The following is a 12,895-nucleotide window of genomic DNA, read 5'->3' on the forward strand; positions in this document are numbered from 1 at the left end:
CCGGCGCCGAGGTGCGGCGCGAGGATGCGCCGCGCGGGCCGGCGCCGAGGTGCGGCGCGAGGATGCGCCGCGCGGGCCCCATGACCTCGTGCTCTGCGACGCGCCCTGTTCCGGCAGCGGCGCCTGGCGCCGTGCGCCCGAGGGCAAGTGGCGCCTGACGCCCGCGCGCCTCGCCGAGCTGGGCACGATCCAGGCCGGGATCCTTGCCGAGGCCGCCACGCTGGTGGCGCCGGGGGGGACGCTGGCCTATGCGACCTGCTCGGTGCTGGCCGGGGAGAACGGCGCGCAGATCGAGGCCTTCCTCTCCGCGCATCCCGGCTGGTCCGAGGCGGCGCGGCGCCAGTTCCTGCCCGCCGAGGGCGGCGACGGTTTCTTCCTGGCGCAATTGACGCGTTCCGGGTGACATGCTCAATTGACCCCCTCGCGGGAGGACGGGTGCCGTTTACGATTGTTAAACCCACCTGTGCGAGACGTGCGGTAGAGAGTGCACCGCCGGGGGGATGGCTTGGCAGAGGTTACGGCATCAGGTGAGGCAGGCCCGCGCGTGACGTGGGACACGGCCCGCATCTGTTGCGTGCTCATGCTTCTGGCCTTCGCCTGCCTCGTCTTCGCCTTTCTCTTCGCCGACATGGCGCTCAAGCTGGGGTTCTTCGCCGCCGGGGGCGCCTTTGTCGCCGTGGCCGGGGTCGCCGTGGTGACGCGGCTTGGCCGGAGACGGACGGTGCAGCGCGACATCGAGGTGCTCGAGGCCTTTGCCGAGGATGATCCGGCGCCCATCCTGACGACCGACGAGACGGGTTCGGTGCTCTTTGCCAATGCCGCCGCGGGGCACCTTTGGGGTGCGGCGCCGGGCCGGGCGATCGGCGCCCTGCTCTCGGAGACCGTCACCGGGGCCGACCAGATGCTCGAGCGATTGCGCCAGCGCACGCGCGAGGGCGGCATCGCCCAGGAGGATGTCGTCGGCCGCGAGGGGCGCATCCGCATCGGCCTGCGCGCGCTTGCGGGCGGCCGCCTGCTGTGGCGGATCGAGCCTCTGCCGGGCCGCGGGGTGGCCGCCGAGGGCCCGGAACCGCCGGTGCTGCCGGTGCTGACGGTGGGCCGCAGCGGAGCGGTGCTCTACATGAACATGGCCGCGCGGGCGCTGCTGGGCCGCCGCATCCGGCGGCTCGAGGACGTGCTGCAGGACCTGCCGCTGCGCCCGGGCGGCGTGCACCAGTTCGCCACGCCCGAGGGGCCGCGCAGCTTTACCGTCAGCACCAGCGAGTCGAGCCTCGGGCGGCAGGAGATCGTGCTCCAGCCCCTCGACGCGAGCGAACCCGAGGCGGCGCGCGCCGGGGGCTTCGACCACGTGCCGGTGCCCCTGCTCAACGTCACGCCGGACGGCCGCATCCTGCATGCCAACGCGCGCGCCTGCAGGCTGCTGGACGTGGCCAGCGCGGACGGGTCGAACATCTCGGAATTCATGGAGGGGCTCGGCCGGCCGATCACCGACTGGCTCTCGGAGGCGGCGGCGGGCCGCGACCTGCACCGCTCGGAGTTCCTGAGACTGGCGCGGCAGGATCGCGAGTTCTTCGTGCAGGTCACGCTGAACCGGGTCATGGAGTCCGGCCGCGCCGAGCTGGTCGCGGTGCTGAACGACGCGACCGAGCTCAAGACGCTGGAGGCGCAGTTCGTCCAGAGCCAGAAGATGCAGGCCATCGGCCAGCTCGCGGGCGGCGTGGCGCATGATTTCAACAACCTGCTGACCGCGATCTCGGGGCACTGCGATCTGCTGCTGCTGCGCCACGACCAGGGCGATCCGGACTACGCGGACCTCGTGCAGATCAACCAGAACGCCAATCGCGCGGCGGCGCTGGTGGGCCAGCTGCTGGCCTTCTCGCGCAAGCAGACGCTGCGCCCCGAGGTCATGGACCTGCGCGACACGCTGTCGGACCTGACCCACCTGCTGAACCGCCTGGTGGGCGAGAAGGTGCGGCTGACCCTGCGCCACGACCCGGTGCTGCCGGCGATCCGCGGCGACCGGCGGCAGCTGGAACAGGTGATGATGAACCTCGTGGTGAACGCGCGCGACGCCATGACCGAGGGCGGCGAGATCGTGATCGAGACCGAGCGGCTGGTGCTGCAGGAAGCGCTCAAGCGTGACCGCGCGACGGTGGCGCCCGGGGCCTACGTCAGCGTGAAGGTCATCGACGAGGGCTGCGGCATCGCGCCGGAGAAGCTGCAGAAGGTCTTCGAGCCCTTCTTCACCACCAAGCGCACCGGCGAGGGGACGGGGCTGGGCCTTTCGACGGTCTACGGCATCGTCAAGCAGACCGGCGGCTTCATCTTCGTCGACAGCGAGCAGGGCCGGGGGTCCTGCTTCACCCTGCTGCTGCCGGCGCAAGAGGCGCCGCGCCAGCTTGCCGCCCCCGCCGGCACGGAGGCGCAGCGCCGGCTGGCCGATCGCGGGGCGGGCGTGGTGATGCTGGTCGAGGACGAGGCGCCGGTGCGCGCCTTTGCGGCGCGCGCGCTGCGTCTGCGCGGCTACACCGTGATCGAGGCCGAGACCGCCGAGGAGGCGCTTGAGCGGCTGGAGGATCCCGACCTCGCGGTCGATGTCTTCGTGACCGACGTGGTGATGCCCGGCATGGATGGCCCGACATGGGTGCGAAAGGCGCTGGCGGCGCGGCCGGAGACCCGGGTGGTCTTCGTCTCGGGCTACGCCGAGGAGGCCTTCGGCGACGGCCAGACCGTGGTGCCGAACTCCGTCTTCCTGCCGAAGCCCTTCTCGCTCGACGAGCTGACCGAGACGGTGCACGGGCAGATGGGCTAGCGGCGCGGGCCCCGGGGTTCGGCGCGTGGCTTCCCGGGACCTCAAGCTCGATAGTTCGGCCCGGCCTCGGTCGCGTGCAAGAGGGCGACGCCGGTGCAGGGGGTGGCGGCCCGGCGCGGCGCGTCGGGTGTGACCCGGGCCTGAGTCAGAGGGCGCTCTCCCAGACCTCGAAGTCGGCGGCGCACTTGCGGCGCAGGCGGGCCTCGGTTTCGGGCGAGAGGTCCAGCTCGGCGCGGGGCGAGACGTTCCTGCGCGGCAGCTCGAGGGCGAGGCCGAGGCGCTCCTCGAGGAAGGCGGTGATGCGGTCCTGGTGCTCGTAGCGGAAGAGGTGGCGCACGGCGGTGCCGTTGGGGCGCGGCTCGACGAATTTCGCCTGGCTTCCGACGTCGGCGAAGGGCGGGCGCTGCCCCTCGCAATAGCCGGCGACGAAGGCGTCGAAGCTCATGCCGCGGGTCGAGGCGGGCTTGCCCTCGAGAAAGCCGCGCTGGCGGTAGCGATACCACGACCCCAGCCAGGAGACGGGTTCGCGCACGACGGCCATGAGCTCCATGTCCTCGGCCCCCATGCGGTCGAACATGGGGCGGAAGAAACGGTTGTAGCGGTAGACCGGCGCGTGCTTGAGCTCGGGCGGGTCGAGCACCGCCATCGCCGCGTGGGGCGCGAGGGCGGAATCGTAGGCCTGCGTGCCCGTCTTGGGCACCGCCAGCAGCACCAGCCGCGCCTTCCAGAAAACCAGCATCTCCCGCCCCGTCGGTCTTTGCGCCTGACGCGTAACTACTCCTTAACCCTCAGGCGAGAAAGTGGGAGGTGAACATTCGGCTTGAAATGTTCGCGTTTTGGTCTCATGTTGCAGAGGAACAAGAGGCGAACGAAAGCAGTCATTGCCGCGCCCCGGCACGTGTGGAATAAGGACCGAAACTCATGGCAACGGCAGATCTTCTGACGATGGACAGCAAGAAAAACGCGGACCGCCAGAAAGCGCTCGACTCGGCGCTCGCGCAGATCGAGCGCCAGTTCGGCAAGGGCTCGATCATGAAGCTCGGCGGCGACAACGCCTTCCGGGACATCGAGGCGACCTCGACCGGCTCGCTGGGTCTCGACATCGCGCTCGGGATCGGCGGGCTGCCGATGGGCCGGATCATCGAGATCTACGGCCCCGAATCCTCGGGCAAGACGACGCTGACGCTGCACTGCGTGGCCGAGCAGCAGAAGAAGGGCGGCGTCTGCGCCTTCGTCGACGCCGAACACGCGCTCGACCCGCAATACGCCAAGAAGCTGGGCGTGGACCTCGACGAGCTGCTGATCTCGCAGCCCGACACGGGCGAGCAGGCGCTGGAGATCACCGACACGCTGGTGCGCTCGGGCGCGGTGAACATGGTCGTGGTCGATTCGGTCGCGGCGCTGACGCCCAAGTCCGAGCTCGAGGGCGACATGGGCGATTCGAGCGTCGGCGTTCAGGCCCGCCTGATGAGCCAGGCGATGCGCAAGCTCACCGGCTCGATCAGCCGCTCCAACTGCATGGTGGTCTTCATCAACCAGATCCGGATGAAGATCGGCGTGATGTTCGGCTCGCCCGAGACCACGACCGGCGGCAACGCGCTGAAGTTCTACAGCTCGGTACGGCTCGACATCCGCCGCATCGGCTCGGTCAAGGACCGCGACGAGGTGGTCGGCAACGCGACCCGCGTGAAGGTGGTGAAGAACAAGGTGGCGCCGCCCTTCAAGCAGGTCGAGTTCGACATCATGTACGGCGAGGGCATCTCGAAGACCGGCGAGCTGCTGGACCTCGGGGTGAAGGCCGGCGTCGTGGACAAGTCGGGCGCCTGGTATTCCTACGGCGACGAACGCATCGGCCAGGGCCGCGAGAACGCCAAGAACTTCCTGCGCGAGAACAGCCAGATCGCGCTGGATATCGAGGACAAGATCCGCGCCGCCCACGGGCTGGACTTCCACATGGACGAAAAGCCCTCGGACGACGACGGCGACGTGATGGAGGGCTGAGGCCCCGCGCGGCACGGCCGCAAGAGCCGACGAATGAGCCCGGGCGCCGCGATCGTGGCGCCCGGTTTCGTTTTCGGCCGTGGTCGGGCGTCCGGCCGGGCCGAGGAGCAGGCGTCGGGCGTGGCGCCGGAAGCGATATTCGAGCAGGGCAAAGGCCAGGCATCGGGCCGCGCTCCGGGGCGGGCATCCAGCCGGGCCAACTGCCCGGCATGGGGGCGGCCCACCGGCCCGGCGCCATGCCGCGCCCCTTGCAAGGCTTCCGCTCGGGCCCTCAGCAGCACTCTCCGGCATCGGGCCGCGCGGGCCGCGGCGAATTTTCGTCGCAAAATCGGGTGCCTCGGGCCGTGCCTTTTCTTTGGCCGCTTATGGACAGGGGGCCAAGGCGGCGATACATCTGCGCGCACCGCTGGAACGAGGCGCAAGAGAGACGCATGCCCACGCTGAACGACATCCGCTCGACCTTTCTGAGCTACTTCGAGAAACAGGGACACGAGGTCGTGCCCTCGAGCCCGCTCGTGCCGCGCAACGACCCCACGCTGATGTTCGCCAACAGCGGCATGGTGCAGTTCAAGAACCTGTTCACCGGGGTCGAACACCGCGACTACACCCGCGCGACGACGGCGCAGAAATGCGTCCGCGCCGGCGGAAAGCACAACGACCTCGACAACGTGGGCTATACCGCGCGTCACCATACCTTCTTCGAGATGCTGGGGAATTTCTCCTTCGGCGACTACTTCAAGAGCCAGGCGATCCCCTATGCCTGGGAGCTGGTCACCAAGGAGCTGGACATCCCGAAGGACCGGCTGCTGGTCACGGTCTACCACACCGACGACGAGGCGGTGGAGCTGTGGAAGAAGACCGGCGTGCCCGAGGACCGCATCCTGCGCATCGACACGATGGACAACTTCTGGATGATGGGCTCGACCGGGCCCTGCGGTCCCTGCTCGGAGATCTTCTTCGACCACGGCGACAAGTACTGGGGCGGCCCTCCGGGCACCCCGGAAGAGGACGGTGACCGCTTCGTCGAGATCTGGAACCTCGTCTTCATGCAGTTCGAGCAGTTCGAGGACGGCACCCGCCGCGAGCTGGATGCGCAGAGCATCGACACCGGCATGGGGATCGAGCGGGTCGCGGCGCTGCTGCAGGGCACCAACGACAACTACGCGACCGACCTCATCCGCGCGCTGATCGAGGCCTCGGCCGATGCCACCAGCACCGACCCCGACGGGCCGGGCAAGACGCATCACCGGGTGATCGCCGACCACCTGCGCTCGACCTCCTTCCTGATCGCGGACGGGGTGATGCCCTCGAACGACGGGCGCGGCTACGTGCTGCGCCGGATCATGCGCCGCGCGATGCGCCACGCGCACCTGCTGGGCGCGCAGGACCCGCTGATGCACCGGCTGGTGCCCTCGCTGGTGCGCCAGATGGGCGCCGCCTATCCCGAGCTGCACCGCGCGCAGGCGCTGATCGAGGAAACGCTGAAGCTGGAGGAGACGCGGTTCAAGCAGACGCTGGACCGGGGCCTGAAGCTGCTCGACGACGAGCTGACGGGCCTGCCCGAGGGCACCAAGCTGCCCGGCGAGTCGGCCTTCAAGCTCTACGACACCTACGGCTTCCCGCTCGACCTGACGCAGGATGCGCTGCGCGAGCGCGGCCGAGAGGTCGACACCGCGGGCTTCGACAGTGCCATGGCCGAGCAGAAGGCCAAGGCGCGCGCGGCCTGGTCGGGGTCGGGCGAATCCGCCGACCTCGCGATCTGGTTCGACATCGCCGAGGCACACGGCGCGACCGATTTCCTGGGCTACGACACGGAAACCGCCGAGGGCCAGATGCTGGCGCTGGTCAGGGACGGCGAGACGGTCGAGGCGCTGGAGGCCGGGGAAGAGGGCTGGATCGTGCTGAACCAGACGCCCTTCTACGGCGAGGCGGGCGGCCAGGTGGGCGACACCGGCTGGCTGCGCCGGCTGGACGACGAGGACGACATCGCCGAGGTCAGCGACACCCAGCGTATGGGCGGCGGCAAGGTCTTTGCCCACCGGGTCAAGATCACCTCGGGCCGCTTCACCAAGGGCGAGGCGGTGGCGCTCGAGGTCGACCACAGGCGGCGCGCGACGATCCGCGCCAACCACTCGGCCACGCACCTGCTGCACGAGGCGCTGCGTCGCGCGCTTGGCGATCACGTCGCGCAGCGCGGCTCGCTCAACGCGCCGGACCGGCTGCGCTTCGACTTCAGCCATGCCAAGGCGCTGACGGGCGAGGAACGCGCGCAGGTCGAGCGCGAGGTCAACGCCTACATCCGGCAGAACAGCCCGGTGGTGACGCGGATCATGACGCCCGACGACGCCCGCGAGATCGGCGCGCAGGCGCTTTTCGGCGAGAAATACGGCGACGAGGTGCGCGTGGTCTCGATGGGCTCGCAGCATGGCTCGGGCAAGGGGACCGACGGGGCGACCTACTCGATCGAGCTCTGCGGCGGCACGCACGTGGCTCACACGGGCGAGATCGGGACCTTCGTGCTGACCTCCGAGACCGCCTCCTCGGCGGGCGTGCGGCGGATCGAGGCGCTGACCGGCGAGGCCGCCATGGCCGAGCTGCGCTCGCGTGACGCGGCCCTCGGCGAGATCGAGACGCTGCTCAAGGCGCATGGCCCCGACGCGGTGGCCCGCGTGGCCTCGCTGCTCGACGAGCGGCGCTCGCTCGGCAACGAGGTGGCGCAGCTGCGCCGGGATCTGGCCATGGCCGGCGGCCCGGGGCAGGGCGGCGGCGAGGCGCGCGAGGTGAACGGCGTCACGTTCCACGGCCAGGTGCTGGGCGGGGTGTCGGGCAAGGACCTGCCGCCGCTCATCGACGAGCACAAGGCGCGGCTGGGCTCGGGCGCGGTGCTGCTGATCGCGGACACCGGCGGCAAGGTCGCCGTGGCGGCCGGCGTGACCGAGGACCTTACGGCCAAGGTCTCGGCGGTGGACCTGGTCAAGGCGGCGGTGGCGGCCATGGGCGGCAAGGGCGGCGGCGGCCGTCCCGACATGGCCCAGGGCGGCGCCAAGGACGCGACGCAGGCCGAGGACGCGATCAAGGCGGCGGAAGCCGTGCTGGCGGGCTGAGCCCATGACCTCCTACCTGATCGCCCGCGTCGAGGTTACCGACCCCGAGGACTACAAGGCCTACGCCAGCCGCACGGTCGAGACGGCGGCGCCTTTCGGCGGACGCTTCCTCGCCAAGGGCGGGCCGCAGCTGGTGCTCGAGGGCAATGCGCCTTCGCGCCACGTCATCATCGAGTTCCCCGACCGCGCGAGTGCCGAGGCCTGGTACAACTCGCCGGAATACCAGGGGATTCTCCCCATCGCGCAGCGCGCCAGCACGCGCGACATCGTCATCGTCGAAGGAGCCTGAGATGCCCGCCCTCTGGATCGCCCATGTCACCGTCACCGACGAGGAGGCCTATGGCCGCTACGCGAAACTCGCGGGCCCGGCCATCGCCAAGTACGGCGGCGCCTTCGTCGCGCGCGGCGGCCGCTACGTGCAGCTCGAGGGCAAGGAGCGCGCGCGCAACGTCGTGGCGCAGTTCCCCTCGGTCGAGGCGGCGGAGGAATGCTACCGCTCGCCCGAGTACCAGGAGGCGATGAGCCACGCGCGCGGCGCCGCCGAGCGCGAGCTGGTGATCGTCGAGACCACCGAGTGACCGGCGCGCCCCCGCGCGGGGCGGCTCAGGGATGCGATGCGCCGAAGGCGATGCGGCCGTCGGCGACCATGCGCGTGTAGGCGCAGGGGTCCTCGCGCTGGTTGAGATGCGCCCAGGCGCTCTGCGCAAAGCGGTCGGGGGCGAACATCAGCATGATGTCGTTGACCGCGTCATGCGTGACCCGCGTGTCCATCGGAATACCGGCCTCGACCGCCGCCCGGTCGGCCTCGGGCAGGCTGGCGATCTGGCTGGTATAGGCGAGGTATTCGCTCTCCGCGAGACAGCTGTCGAAGGGGCAGGGCACGGCGTCGTAGGCGGCATGGGCCAGCTCGTGCACGACGATGCTGTCGAAGTAGGTCGCATCGGTGAGCGGCGCAAAGAGACTGTCGGGCCGCCGGACGCGCGCCAGCCCCTCCGGCGAGAGCACTTCGACCAGGTCCTCTCCGCAGTGGTAGAGCCCCATGCAGTCGCTCTCGAAGGACTCCACCACCGAGATCCGCACCGGCCGCGCGATGGGCAGCCCGCAGGCCGCCAGCTCGGGCACCGCCGCCTCGGCCACCTTGCAGATGCGCGCGCTCAGCGCCGCGTCGGGCGCGCTCACGCGGAACAGCCCGCCGGGGCAGACCTCCTCCGCCACGACCGGCGAAGCCAGACAGATCGCGAAAAGAACCCACCGCATGTCGGGCAGGATAGCAGGGCCGCGCCACCGCGCGAACAGGCAATGCGCCCCTGGCATCTTCTGGCTGCAAATATCCCGGGGGACTGCGGCGCAGCCGCAGCGGGGGCAGCGCCCCCGACGGGCCCGCAAGGGCCCGCGAGGACCACGATCCGCGCCGGAGCGGCGCCCCGGGGGACCTGCGGCGGCCCTGGCCGCAGGATGAGGGCAGCGCCCCCATGCCCCGCCAGTGCGGCGGGCGCGCCCGGGAGGGATCAGGGCTGCTTGGCCATCCGCTTGCGCTCGTGCGGGTCGAGGTAGCGCTTGCGCAGGCGCACCGCGTTGGGGGTGACCTCGACCAGCTCGTCGTCGTTGATGTAGGCGATGGCCTCTTCCAGCGAAAGCACCGTCGGCGGGGTCAGCCGCACCGCGTCGTCCGAGCCCGAGGCGCGCACGTTGGTCAGCTTCTTGCCCTTGAGCGGGTTCACCTCGAGATCGTTCTCGCGGCTGTGCTCGCCGATGATCATGCCGCCGTAGACCTTTTCCTGCGCGCCGATGAACATCTTGCCGCGCTCCTCGAGGTTCCACAGGGCAAAGGCCACGGCCTCGCCGTCCTCCATCGAGATCAGCACGCCCGCGCGGCGGCCGGGAATCGCGCCCTTGTGGGGCGTCCAGCCGTGGAACACGCGGTTCATCACGCCGGTGCCGCGCGTATCGGTCAGGAACTCGCCGTGGTAGCCGATCAGGCCGCGCGCGGGCACGTGGGCCACGATGCGGGTCTTGCCGGTGCCGGCGGGCTTCATCTCGACCAGCTCGCCGCGGCGGTGGCCGGTCAGCTTCTCGATCACCGCGCCCGAGTAGTCCTCGTCGACGTCGATGGTGGCTTCCTCGACCGGCTCGAGCAGCTGGCCGTCCTCTTCCTTCATGATCACCTGCGGGCGCGAGATCGACAGCTCGAATCCCTCGCGGCGCATGTTCTCGATCAGCACGCCCATCTGCAGCTCGCCGCGGCCCGAGACCTCGAAGGCCTCGCCGCCGGGGGTGTCCTTGACGCGGATCGCGACGTTGGATTCGCTTTCCTTCATCAGGCGCTCGCGGATGACGCGGCTCTGCACCTTCTTGCCGTCGCGCCCGGCGAGCGGGCTGTCGTTGATGCCGAAGGTCACGGTGATGGTGGGCGGGTCGATCGGCAGCGCGGGCAGGGGCTCCTCGACTGCCAGCGCGCAGATCGTGTCGGCGACGGTGGCCTTCTGCATCCCCGCGAGCGTGACGATGTCGCCGGCCCGCGCCTCGTCGATGTCCTGGTAGGCGAGGCCGCGGAAGGCCTGGATCCGGCTCACGCGGAACTGCTCGACCTTCTGGCCCATGCGGCTGAGCGCCTGAACGGTGGCGCCGACCTTGAGCTTGCCGCTTTCGACGCGGCCCGTCAGGATCCGCCCCAGGAAGGGGTCGGCCGAGAGCGTGGTCGCCAGCATGCGGAAGTCGTCGTCCTCGTGCGCGACCTGCTTGGGCGCGGGCACGTGGTCGACGATCAGCTTGAAGAGCGCCGAGAGGTCCTTGCGCGGCCCGTCGAGCTCGTGATCGGCCCAGCCCGAGCGGCCCGAGGCATACATGTGCGGGAAGTCGAGCTGGTCCTCGTCCGCATCCAGCGCGCCGAAGAGGTCGAAGACCTCGTCGAGGGCCCGGTCGGGCTCGGCGTCGGGCTTGTCGACCTTGTTCAGCACCACGATGGGCCGCAGGCCGAGCGCCAGCGCCTTCGAGGTCACGAACTTGGTTTGCGGCATCGGTCCCTCGGCCGCGTCCACCAGCAGCACCACGCCGTCGACCATCGACAGGATGCGTTCCACCTCGGCGCCGAAGTCGGCGTGGCCGGGGGTGTCGACGATGTTGATGCGGGTATTCTTCCACTCCACGCTGGTCGCCTTGGCGAGGATGGTGATGCCGCGCTCGCGCTCGAGGTCGTTGCTGTCCATCGCGCGTTCGGCGACCGCCTGGTTCTCGCGGAACGCGCCGGACTGCTTGAGCAGTTCGTCCACCAGCGTCGTCTTGCCGTGGTCCACGTGAGCGATGATCGCAATATTGCGAAGGTCCATGTCTAAGCCTTTCGGGTGTTCGCGCGCGGCCTATCCGCAGCGGGGCGGAAAAGCCAGCCCTAATGCGGTCCGGTTCGGGAAAACAGGTGAATGACGAGGATCCCGGCGAGGATCATCGTCATTCCGAGCATCGCGGGCCAGTCGAGCCGCTGCCCGAAGGCGAGCCGGCCGATCACGGCGATGAAGACGATGCCGAGCCCCGACCAGATCGCGTAGGCGATGCCGACGGGAAAGCTGCGCAGCGCGAGCGAGAGCAGCCAGAAGGCGGCGGCATAGGCCACGACGGTGATCGCGGCGGGCAGGGGCCGGGTGAACTGCTGGCTGGCCTGAAGCGCGGTGGTGCCGATGGTCTCGGCCAGCACGGCAAGGGCGAGCGTGAGATAGGGCATGGGCGCGGCTCCTTCGGGGATGCCCCTCCCTGCCACGGCGCGGGCGCGGTGGCGAGTCGGCGGCGATTTTCCGGGCCGGTCTTAACCCGGCGTGAGGGATTGGGCCCTAGGGTCTGCCTCGCAGGCGCCCGGTGCGCGAATGGAGATACCCGATGACCCGACCGAGACTGACCTCACAGACCGTCCCCCGCGTGCTCGCGGCCGCCCTTGTGGCGTGTTTCGCCGCGCCCGGCCTCGCGATGGATGCGAAACCGGCGATGAGCGCCTTCCTGGAAAGCGAGGTGCTGCCCTGGACCGGCAGCGAGGTGCTGATCGCGGCGATCGAGGCGCACAACGCGGAAACCGCGCAGCTGACCGGGTCCGAGATCGCGGCGCTCGATGCGGCCTGGCAGTCCGAGCTGGGCGCGGCCGAACGTCCGACCATCGCGCCGGTCATCGACAACGCCGCCGCCACCTTCCTGCGCGAGCGGGTCTCGGCCGCCGGCGGCGCCATCACGGAGATCTTCGTGATGGACGCGCGCGGGCTCAACGTGGCGGCCTCGGCGCTGACCTCGGACTATTGGCAGGGCGACGAGGCGAAGTTCACCGAGACCTTCGGCAAGGGCCCGGAGGCCGTGCATTTCGGCGAGGTGGAGTTCGACGAATCGAGCCAGACCTACCAGGGGCAGATCTCGGTCACGCTGGTCGATCCCGAGAGCGGCGAGGCCATCGGCGCGATGACCGTCGGCGTCAACGCCGAATACCTGATGTAATCCCGGAGGTCCGAACATGTCCGCCCTGCGCAGCCTTTTCGAGTCCGTCTTCCTGCGGGCGGCCGCCCTGCTGGCGGTCTCGACCCTCGTCGTGGCCGGTATCATGGCCTGGCAATCCTCGACGCTGATCGGAGACGTGGCGCGCCAGGGCGTTCTGCGCCTTGCCGGGAAAAGCGTCTCGGTCGAGGCCGAGGCCCTGGTCGATCACATGCGCTTCAACGCGGCCGAGCGCATCGCGGCGCAGGTCGAGATCGGGCTGCGCGCCGGGGGCGACGATCTGAATGCCATCGTGGTCGTGGGCGCCGACGGGGCGATGCAGGCCGAGGCCGGCGATACGGCGGCGACGGGCGCGGAGCTCGCCGGGCTCGCCGGGCGCGCGCTGTCGGAGCGGGGCGTGGCCACGGAGCGCGGCGGCCTGTGGATCGCGGCCCCGGTCTGGCGCGAGGGCATGGCGGCGCCGGTGGGCGCCGTCGCCATGGCCTGGAGTGACGCGGCGGCGCTGGCGCGCGTC

11 protein-coding genes and 1 pseudogene are annotated in these 12,895 nt (G+C 70.2%); 8 read left to right on the top strand and 4 right to left on the bottom strand.

The window, feature by feature from the left end; all coding sequences use genetic code 11:
• Positions 1-403 (top strand): annotated as a pseudogene (locus SALMUC_RS13825) (RsmB/NOP family class I SAM-dependent RNA methyltransferase); the annotation flags it as partial.
• A 177-nt stretch (positions 404-580) separates the two neighbouring features.
• Positions 581-2,812, top strand: coding sequence for a hybrid sensor histidine kinase/response regulator (locus tag SALMUC_RS13830; protein ID WP_020043548.1), 2,232 nt, complete (start codon positions 581-583; stop codon positions 2,810-2,812).
• 145 nt (positions 2,813-2,957) lie between these two features.
• Here SALMUC_RS13830 and SALMUC_RS13835 read toward each other — a convergent pair whose 3' ends face one another.
• The gene (locus SALMUC_RS13835; protein ID WP_020043547.1) at positions 2,958-3,551 is read right to left on the bottom strand and encodes a hypothetical protein; all 594 of its coding nucleotides are present in this window, start codon (positions 3,549-3,551) and stop codon (positions 2,958-2,960) included.
• Positions 3,552-3,733: 182 nt separating this feature from the next.
• Between SALMUC_RS13835 and recA the strand changes: the two genes are divergently transcribed.
• The 4 genes from recA to SALMUC_RS13855 all read left to right on the top strand — a co-directional run bounded on the left by recA (position 3,734) and on the right by SALMUC_RS13855 (position 8,495).
• A complete protein-coding gene (gene recA, locus SALMUC_RS13840) occupies positions 3,734-4,813 on the top strand; it encodes a recombinase RecA (protein ID WP_020043546.1) in 1,080 nt (359 codons plus the stop codon).
• A 431-nt stretch (positions 4,814-5,244) separates the two neighbouring features.
• Positions 5,245-7,917 carry an alanine--tRNA ligase gene (alaS, locus tag SALMUC_RS13845; RefSeq protein WP_021120395.1) on the top strand — a complete coding sequence of 891 codons (2,673 nt, stop codon included), beginning with the start codon at positions 5,245-5,247 and terminating at the stop codon, positions 7,915-7,917.
• 4 nt (positions 7,918-7,921) lie between these two features.
• A complete protein-coding gene (locus SALMUC_RS13850; RefSeq protein WP_020043544.1) occupies positions 7,922-8,206 on the top strand; it encodes a DUF1330 domain-containing protein in 285 nt (94 codons plus the stop codon).
• A gap of 1 nt (position 8,207) precedes the next feature.
• Positions 8,208-8,495 (top strand): DUF1330 domain-containing protein, encoded by a 288-nt coding sequence (locus tag SALMUC_RS13855; protein ID WP_020043543.1) that lies wholly within the window; start codon positions 8,208-8,210, stop codon positions 8,493-8,495.
• A gap of 25 nt (positions 8,496-8,520) precedes the next feature.
• Here SALMUC_RS13855 and SALMUC_RS13860 read toward each other — a convergent pair whose 3' ends face one another.
• From SALMUC_RS13860 to SALMUC_RS13870, 3 genes are all read right to left on the bottom strand, one after another.
• The gene (locus SALMUC_RS13860) at positions 8,521-9,174 is read right to left on the bottom strand and encodes a DUF6639 family protein (RefSeq protein ID WP_020043542.1); all 654 of its coding nucleotides are present in this window, start codon (positions 9,172-9,174) and stop codon (positions 8,521-8,523) included.
• A 251-nt stretch (positions 9,175-9,425) separates the two neighbouring features.
• Positions 9,426-11,243: a translational GTPase TypA gene (typA, locus tag SALMUC_RS13865; RefSeq protein ID WP_020043541.1), complete on the bottom strand. Its 1,818-nt coding sequence runs from the start codon at positions 11,241-11,243 to the stop codon at positions 9,426-9,428.
• Between the two features lie 59 nt (positions 11,244-11,302).
• A complete protein-coding gene (locus SALMUC_RS13870) occupies positions 11,303-11,632 on the bottom strand; it encodes an SMR family transporter (protein WP_020043540.1) in 330 nt (109 codons plus the stop codon).
• Positions 11,633-11,784: 152 nt separating this feature from the next.
• On the opposite strand from SALMUC_RS13870, the gene SALMUC_RS13875 reads away from it, so the two are divergent.
• Together SALMUC_RS13875 and SALMUC_RS30500 are read left to right on the top strand one after the other, a co-directional pair.
• On the top strand, positions 11,785-12,384 hold the full coding sequence (locus SALMUC_RS13875; RefSeq protein WP_020043539.1) for a cache domain-containing protein: 600 nt from the start codon (positions 11,785-11,787) through the stop codon (positions 12,382-12,384).
• A 16-nt stretch (positions 12,385-12,400) separates the two neighbouring features.
• On the top strand, positions 12,401-12,895 hold a 495-nt coding region (locus SALMUC_RS30500), incomplete at its 3' end, for a hypothetical protein (RefSeq protein ID WP_037371895.1).

It is taken from the genome of Salipiger mucosus DSM 16094 (genome assembly GCF_000442255.1).
GTDB lineage: Bacteria > Pseudomonadota > Alphaproteobacteria > Rhodobacterales > Rhodobacteraceae > Salipiger > Salipiger mucosus.

Bases quoted from the DNA above. Each gene is read 5' to 3' on its own strand.
- SALMUC_RS13830 (WP_020043548.1), top strand. From the start codon at position 581: ATGCTTCTGGCCTTCGCCTGCCTCGTCTTCGCCTTTCTCTTCGCCGAC.
- SALMUC_RS13835 (WP_020043547.1), bottom strand. From the start codon at position 3,551: ATGCTGGTTTTCTGGAAGGCGCGGCTGGTGCTGCTGGCGGTGCCCAAG.
- recA (WP_020043546.1), top strand. From the start codon at position 3,734: ATGGCAACGGCAGATCTTCTGACGATGGACAGCAAGAAAAACGCGGAC.
- alaS (WP_021120395.1), top strand. From the start codon at position 5,245: ATGCCCACGCTGAACGACATCCGCTCGACCTTTCTGAGCTACTTCGAG.
- SALMUC_RS13850 (WP_020043544.1), top strand. From the start codon at position 7,922: ATGACCTCCTACCTGATCGCCCGCGTCGAGGTTACCGACCCCGAGGAC.
- SALMUC_RS13855 (WP_020043543.1), top strand. From the start codon at position 8,208: ATGCCCGCCCTCTGGATCGCCCATGTCACCGTCACCGACGAGGAGGCC.
- SALMUC_RS13860 (WP_020043542.1), bottom strand. From the start codon at position 9,174: ATGCGGTGGGTTCTTTTCGCGATCTGTCTGGCTTCGCCGGTCGTGGCG.
- typA (WP_020043541.1), bottom strand. From the start codon at position 11,243: ATGGACCTTCGCAATATTGCGATCATCGCTCACGTGGACCACGGCAAG.
- SALMUC_RS13870 (WP_020043540.1), bottom strand. From the start codon at position 11,632: ATGCCCTATCTCACGCTCGCCCTTGCCGTGCTGGCCGAGACCATCGGC.
- SALMUC_RS13875 (WP_020043539.1), top strand. From the start codon at position 11,785: ATGACCCGACCGAGACTGACCTCACAGACCGTCCCCCGCGTGCTCGCG.